The sequence below is a fragment of the Limnospira sp. genome (assembly GCF_051859755.1).
In the GTDB taxonomy this organism is placed as follows: Bacteria; Cyanobacteriota; Cyanobacteriia; order Cyanobacteriales; family Microcoleaceae; genus Limnospira; species Limnospira fusiformis.
Genome location: NZ_JBIMLI010000198.1, coordinates 1 through 5,939, shown reverse-complemented (window position 1 = coordinate 5,939; position 5,939 = coordinate 1). Strand labels below are relative to the sequence as shown.

12 protein-coding genes and 1 pseudogene are annotated in these 5,939 nt (G+C 47.1%); 5 read left to right on the top strand and 8 right to left on the bottom strand.

Translation table 11 applies throughout. From position 1 onward, the window contains the following. Positions 1–114: 114 nt before the first annotated feature. The 5 genes from ACTIE0_RS22130 to ACTIE0_RS22110 all read right to left on the bottom strand — a co-directional run bounded on the left by ACTIE0_RS22130 (position 115) and on the right by ACTIE0_RS22110 (position 1,792). Positions 115–516, bottom strand: coding sequence for a hypothetical protein (locus tag ACTIE0_RS22130; protein WP_006623243.1), 402 nt, complete (start codon positions 514–516; stop codon positions 115–117). A 263-nt stretch (positions 517–779) separates the two neighbouring features. Next, positions 780–1,001, bottom strand: a complete 222-nt coding sequence (locus ACTIE0_RS22125; RefSeq protein ID WP_006669630.1) for a hypothetical protein — start codon at positions 999–1,001, stop codon at positions 780–782. After that, positions 991–1,260, bottom strand: coding sequence for a hypothetical protein (locus ACTIE0_RS22120; RefSeq protein ID WP_006669629.1), 270 nt, complete (start codon positions 1,258–1,260; stop codon positions 991–993). The genes ACTIE0_RS22125 and ACTIE0_RS22120 overlap by 11 nt, the downstream gene beginning before the upstream one ends. Then, positions 1,185–1,424 carry a hypothetical protein gene (locus ACTIE0_RS22115; RefSeq protein ID WP_192808269.1) on the bottom strand — a complete coding sequence of 80 codons (240 nt, stop codon included), beginning with the start codon at positions 1,422–1,424 and terminating at the stop codon, positions 1,185–1,187. Before ACTIE0_RS22115 ends, ACTIE0_RS22120 begins: the two co-directional genes overlap by 76 nt. 71 nt (positions 1,425–1,495) lie before the next feature. Continuing rightward, a complete protein-coding gene (locus ACTIE0_RS22110) occupies positions 1,496–1,792 on the bottom strand; it encodes a hypothetical protein (RefSeq protein WP_006623238.1) in 297 nt (98 codons plus the stop codon). Between the two features lie 341 nt (positions 1,793–2,133). On the opposite strand from ACTIE0_RS22110, the gene ACTIE0_RS22105 reads away from it, so the two are divergent. From ACTIE0_RS22105 to ACTIE0_RS22095, 3 genes are all read left to right on the top strand, one after another. Further along, on the top strand, positions 2,134–2,526 hold the full coding sequence (locus ACTIE0_RS22105) for a hypothetical protein (RefSeq protein WP_006623237.1): 393 nt from the start codon (positions 2,134–2,136) through the stop codon (positions 2,524–2,526). Positions 2,527–2,602: 76 nt separating this feature from the next. Beyond that, complete coding sequence (locus ACTIE0_RS22100) at positions 2,603–3,034, top strand: hypothetical protein (RefSeq protein WP_006669628.1); 432 nt, start codon at positions 2,603–2,605, stop codon at positions 3,032–3,034. Beyond that, positions 3,031–3,576, top strand: a complete 546-nt coding sequence (locus ACTIE0_RS22095; protein WP_439516992.1) for a winged helix-turn-helix domain-containing protein — start codon at positions 3,031–3,033, stop codon at positions 3,574–3,576. Before ACTIE0_RS22100 ends, ACTIE0_RS22095 begins: the two co-directional genes overlap by 4 nt. Here ACTIE0_RS22095 and ACTIE0_RS22090 read toward each other — a convergent pair. Both ACTIE0_RS22090 and ACTIE0_RS22085 read right to left on the bottom strand, forming a co-directional pair. Further along, positions 3,536–3,862 (bottom strand): hypothetical protein, encoded by a 327-nt coding sequence (locus tag ACTIE0_RS22090; protein ID WP_006669523.1) that lies wholly within the window; start codon positions 3,860–3,862, stop codon positions 3,536–3,538. The two genes, ACTIE0_RS22095 and ACTIE0_RS22090, sit on opposite strands and share 41 nt — an antisense overlap. Further along, positions 3,852–4,439, bottom strand: coding sequence for a tyrosine-type recombinase/integrase (locus ACTIE0_RS22085; RefSeq protein ID WP_006669522.1), 588 nt, complete (start codon positions 4,437–4,439; stop codon positions 3,852–3,854). The genes ACTIE0_RS22090 and ACTIE0_RS22085 overlap by 11 nt, the downstream gene beginning before the upstream one ends. 39 nt (positions 4,440–4,478) lie before the next feature. On the opposite strand from ACTIE0_RS22085, the gene ACTIE0_RS22080 reads away from it, so the two are divergent. Next, on the top strand, positions 4,479–4,658 hold the full coding sequence (locus tag ACTIE0_RS22080) for a hypothetical protein (RefSeq protein WP_006623233.1): 180 nt from the start codon (positions 4,479–4,481) through the stop codon (positions 4,656–4,658). A gap of 28 nt (positions 4,659–4,686) precedes the next feature. On the opposite strand, the gene ACTIE0_RS22075 is transcribed toward ACTIE0_RS22080, so the two are convergent. Then, positions 4,687–5,622 (bottom strand): hypothetical protein, encoded by a 936-nt coding sequence (locus ACTIE0_RS22075; protein ID WP_006669626.1) that lies wholly within the window; start codon positions 5,620–5,622, stop codon positions 4,687–4,689. 38 nt (positions 5,623–5,660) lie between these two features. Here ACTIE0_RS22075 and ACTIE0_RS22070 point away from each other — a divergent pair. After that, positions 5,661–5,939: pseudogene (locus ACTIE0_RS22070) on the top strand (hypothetical protein); the annotation flags it as partial.

Genomic DNA, 5,939 nt, shown 5'->3' with positions numbered 1-5,939 from the left:
ACTTCGGCTAGATGTTCTGGCTTTTCCCTCGAAAAACCATCAAGGCGAACATTAATCCTCTCGGCGTAATCTTCAATACTGGCGGCGATATCTAGCAGGCCGCCTAAGTAGATTTCATTCTCCAGATTCTCCATGGTCTTCGGCGATAAAGGTATTGGCTATTTCTAAGAAACACTTAGTTTTTTTTAGGGCAGCAACCGCGTAGGATGCAAGCGCTTGTTGGGTAAACTCATCAAAGGATAGTGACTCCTGGACAGATGGACTAGCCGAGAACATCTGCCAAGCCATAGAAATGAGAAGGCGATCGCCCGCGCTTGATTCATGGTTAGCGACAACTTCCCCGTTCTCGATCGCATCAAGCATTTTTTTCACATACTGCTTTTGGGGGTTGACTGCAATCTCCTGATTAAACCGATCCAAAAACGATTTGTGCAATGTGTTTAAGGCTTTGGGTTCTAAGTGTTGCAGCAAGATACTAAGTTGAGCGACTTTCTGTTCGTTGGTTAATTTTTTCATCCTTTCTGTCTCCAGATTGCTGGTGTAACTGATTGGCGGACACCGGGGGGGGAAGCGATCGCCTATCTATCCAGATGGGGATAGAGACGATCGCCTATATCCTCACGGCGCGCGCACGTCTAGCATTAACCAGTCAGATGGTGCTATGATTAAGCGCCAATGGTGAGTAAGAGAAAGCGATCGCTCGCATAACTCTCGCATCAGAAACTCCTGACTGGCTTGCTTGGGGAATGCTTGAGGTAAGCAGCCCCAAGCCCTTTTATTTAGTGACCAATACTCAAGCCGGCAGCGTCGAGATGTCGCACTACTTCATAACTCAGGCAGGTAGCCCTAAGCAGTTGACTTCTAACTTGTCTGTAGTCGGGGTTTTGTGACTCCAGAACTTCAATCATTTGTTGTAGGCAACGGGTTAGCTCCTGATTGGAAGTAGCCGCAGCCTGAAGTTTGATCCGTGCAAACGGGTCGTTACTGGGGCTAGTTGACATCGTAGTTTTTCACCTCCTCGTTAGGGCGACCGCTTAAAACGATCGCTCTCAGTTCATCCCCATTACTCCTCTGGTAAGTTGCCAGCATTTCATTGGCGAGATACCAGCTTTCCTTTAGCAGCCGACCAACCTGCTGAGTTGTTAATGGCAACTCATAGACAAGGCTAGGATTTTGCAGCAATGCTAAAAGGACGGATTTTGCTGTGTCGGAAACGGCAGAATGGGAGAGCGGAATCTCTCTTCTGTCTGGTGTTTCCATAGGATTTCCTCCAATTCATCGGGTGTATATTCGAGCATTTTGCTGATTAAACTCAGGTAGGCAAAAACCTCCTCTGGTGTTAGTGATTCGGACAAGTTGAGTTGACCCGTAGCAGCATCAGATGTTATACTGATGACTGAACGGGGCGAATTAGGATCGCTCATATTCAAATTCCTTTTGCTAAAGGACGATGGTGGGTAGGGGGAAATTTCGGGTTTCCCCCTTCCTTTTGGAATTACGAGTTGTGAACTTTGAACACCAAACCAATGGGTCCGGCTAGTTGGGGATTCCGCTGTAGGGAATCCTCTATTTCTGCAATGTAGTGGGCTACCTCCTCATCAGATAGTTTGAACACAGTTGTTTGAGCAGTCCTTCTTAAATGCCGTCCGATTTGTTGCTGCCCGTTAGCCGCAACTTGTCGGTCTGCCAGCATCCAAGCTAAACAAGTAACCAAGAAGATCCGCTGATGTTTTTTGTCTAGGCGGTGAAACCCGCTAGGCAATTCTGCGGCCTTAGCTTTTCTATTCACCATAGGCTTTGACCTTATATATAGGGTTGACTGGTGCGATCGCTTAACCAACCTCATGGCGATCGCTTACATCTATCAACTTCCCCGCTCTCAATATCCGGCTTTTTATCTCTCTCGCTCGAATAGTGGCCGCAGGAAGTGAGTTAAAAGAGGCGCTCGTAGTTCGCAATTAATGCGATCGCTGTCCCAGATCCACCGGGAGAGCCGCCTACCCCCTTTTCCTCAGTTGGCCGCAGGTGATAGAGGTGCGACGCAACTTAAATATATTTAGGTTACATGAATCTAAGATAACATGGTAAATATAAAAATGTAAATATATTTATGATATTTTTTTTGGAGAGGTTGTGGACAAGGAACATGAAAAAGAGCAAACCCTATCAGCATCGGACTCCCAACGTTTTGTACGGGGAGAAGAAGAAGGCTGTCACAATGACATTGACGGAAACAGCGGTCAAGTTGTTGGATCAGATGGCTACAGAGTTGACTCTGAACCGTTCAGAACTGATCGAGCAAATTGCCAGGGGGATTATTTCCAGCCAGGGGGGTGTCATCACCTCGGAACAGGCGGGAAAATCTTAGACCTGTTGGAGGAGCTGTTCGCTGGATTTGATTCTTATGTCAAAAGCCATGAAGCGCGACTAGAGCAACGGCTACTAGCGAACAGAGAGTATCAGTCTCAAATGAAAGAGCAGATGGAGAAAATCCGGCAGGAAGTTCTCCAGCAGGTGTCCGAATAATTTAAGCGCCCCTCATGCCAGTGGGGGGTGTTTTTTCTTTCGGCATTTGGCAAAACCCTCAAGCATTATATTAGCCATGAACAGACAGAACTCTAATCCCCAAACTATCACCGGTGACAAAACCGCCGCGCATCAAGCCACCAATTCCGTCACCCAGGGTGACGAAAAAGTTAAAAAATCACCTGCCCCGGTGTCGGCGATCGCTCATCAGATTACTGATACCATCCCGACCGTTCCCCCAGAAGTGCTGGAACTTGAGTCTAAAGTGCGGGAACTTGAGTCCGAAGTGCTGGAACTTCGAGACCTGGTTAAAAAGGATTACGCCGCTTTTTCCCGAATCGCCTGTGATATTGATATAGTAAGCGCCCTAATTTATGACAATCGTCCTTTTGTGACAAGGCTTTTCCTGGTTCGCAGCATAGCCAAAAACTCACAATTGGCAATTTTGGCTATAAATACTCGAGCTATCACCACCGGAGATGATGATGGCAGGGGGTCCGGCCGATGAAAAGACAATCCACACCGGGGCAGCTTTCCTTAGCAATTTCGTCACCCAGGGTGACGGAACTTGAAAATCCAGAGCCGTTTGATCCAGGCTGGGATGATCAGGATGTCTTGAGATGTCTCAGAAGTTGCCCGAATCAGGATATAAAGCAAATTAGCCAAGCTACTGGACTCCTACAATCCCGCGTGATTAAGTCTCTGGAAAGGTTGCGCGAACAGGGCAAGGTTAAATATCTAGGATGGGTAGCCGTCACCCAGGGTGACGAAAATTTATCACCGGTGAAAACTTCCCAGAGCGATCGCCTAACCGTTCGCTGGAAAACCAAATCAGCATTCCAAGACACAAACGGCAATAAGTACGCTTATCTTTATCAGGGGAAAAAGCAGGTTTGTTATCTGGCAGGTCCTCATCTCAGCGAAAAAGCGAAGGCGATCGCCAACCAGGTAGAACAGTGGATCGAGTCGGACTGGTCTCTGGAAACTATCCTAGAGAAACTTCCAGCACTTAAATCGAGTGGTGGAAATTTCCCCGGCGGCGCGTCCTAAGATTTCCCCCAAAGGAGATTTTATACCCCCAAAAATTTTGTGATTTCACAGAAAAATCAAGGAGCGTTTCCCAACCTAAAACGGCGCTAAGTGCTACTGTACACTGGTTAGCGTCGTTTGCCGTGTGTAAGAATATTTGATGTTTTGTCCAAAATACCAAAGTGCCGAGTTTAGCGCTAAAATTGGAAGTATCTAAGGCAGTGTGTGGCGTTCGGCCCTCCAAAGCATAGCAGCAACCCATTTCTCCCTGGATAACACTGATAGCGATCGCTGCCTTAGATTTCATCGATCGCGTCTCGGATTTTTTGAGGATCAGCATCAATATAGCGCTGCAAAGATGACATGGATTTGTGACCTGTGATAGCCATGATGGTTCTGGTATTGACTCCCTTGTTATAGAGTTTGGTGATGAAAGTGCGGCGGTAACTGTGGAGAGAATAGCCCTCGTTTTCTAATCCCAGACGAGCGATCGCCGCCCTATGGAAAGAGTCTATCGCTTGAACGGTAACGGGCTTGGATATATCAGATGGGCTAGGAAACAGAAACTCGCCGCCACCGATGCGGTAAGTTCCGAGAATCTCTCTAAGTTTTTGGGAAATGGGAACTTGGCGGACTCCCCCATCTTTCCCGCCCGCGCGCTTACGAGTTTCGGATCGAAAAGTTATTTCTGGCAGGACAACACGGGAAGCTGAGGAAACATAAACGTCAGGGATTCGCAGTAACCTGACAGCTCCCACTCGTTCGCCGGTGTACATCAAGATTGCTAGTAAGGTTCGCTGCCAGTCATATTTGCACTGCTTCTGAATTCTGTAGGCGATCGCGTCGGGGATAATGGAAGCCTGACCGATTCGGTTTTTCTTCATAGGTTTGTAATTGGCTATGGTTTCTCCCCAGTTGCCCAGATGGTCGGATTAAGCGATCGCCCTTCCTGTTTACCTATTGTAGTGGACGGACTGAGCCAGATGGAATCAACTCGGAGACTTGGGGGATTGGCGGCGGGCGATCGGATCAGCCTCCCCTATATTTGTTCACCAGCCGGTAAGGCGATCGCTTCCCCCCCATCTCAGGAAAACTCAGATTAAGGCGATCGCTTATTTACCGCAGGTAGATCTACCAATAACCGAAGGAGGGAGTCAGGTGGTTGATAGTAAATTCTCCACCCTCTTTGGGGTTGGCTAGATTAGGCGTGTAAGAACAGTTACACAAAAAGCGATCGGTCTCCTCGTCCGGGAAAGTGTCAAAAAACAATATCTGCTTACTCATTGTGGGAATAAGACTAAAGCCACCTTCTAGGGATTCCACAGTCGTCGCTTCACTATGTCCTTTAACCCAGTTCATTAGATGGTTCATGTTGGTGTCGCTATAAAGTTCCCACTGGTAAACGGCTACTTGGGTCAAAGCCATTGCCATGATTTCACGTGGAATCAGGAAGACTTTAATCACTTCTCCAGGCGGCAGCCAAGAATCGTTAGAGGGATTAATGGTAAAGTTGTACATTTGACCAGGGAAAAACACATCAAACTGAAAAATTAAAACTCCATGTTCACTATAAAAGGTGTTATACCAAAGATAGTCATATATTCTGTTACTATCCGAATCTGCGTTGTCAGCTATAAAATTGGGTACGTGAACGGATTGATTTCCTGTACCCATAAAAGGTCTAATAGATAAATTCGGCATTGGCATATCGTCTATTTCTCCTGATTCTTGTCCTAAGTCATAATCAATTTCCGTTTCCTGTCTAACCCAGAGTTCTACCGTCTGGGTGGTGGCGGATGTCGCAAAAAGAGAGATTCCCCCGTCGCTGCTATCAAAATAGGTCGCATCTTCAAATACTGGCAATGAGCGATCGCTACCATCCCATCTGATGGAGAATGGATTTTCCCCCTTGATGGAAATTTCTCGCCTCACCGGGGACGATGTGGAGGGGATAATTTCCACCTCTTCCCCTGCCGCCAGTTGAACCGTCCCCGACTTGGAAAATCTATAATAAGCGCCCCCGCCGCCCCCGCCACCGGTAGGACGCATTGCAAATCGAATAGGCATTTATCGTAGAATGGAAGTAACCACTTCTATTTTCTCACATGAACATCACGCCGGGAGTCTATCCCGATTTTTCCGAAACCACACTAGAAGCCTTAACCTTAGCCATGGGGCGGCGATTGCTACAAAGGCAAAAAAACCTGACGATTAACGTCACAGGAAAAGACATTATGGATTTAACTCTCAATGAAGAGGATTCTGTTGTCAACCTGGATATTGACGAGCTAGAGGCTTATATAGAAGATGGCGCGATTAAAATAGTAGATCCGTTTGTGAGTAGTTTTCAACCCGGTATAGGTAGTTACCCCTTTGACCAAACC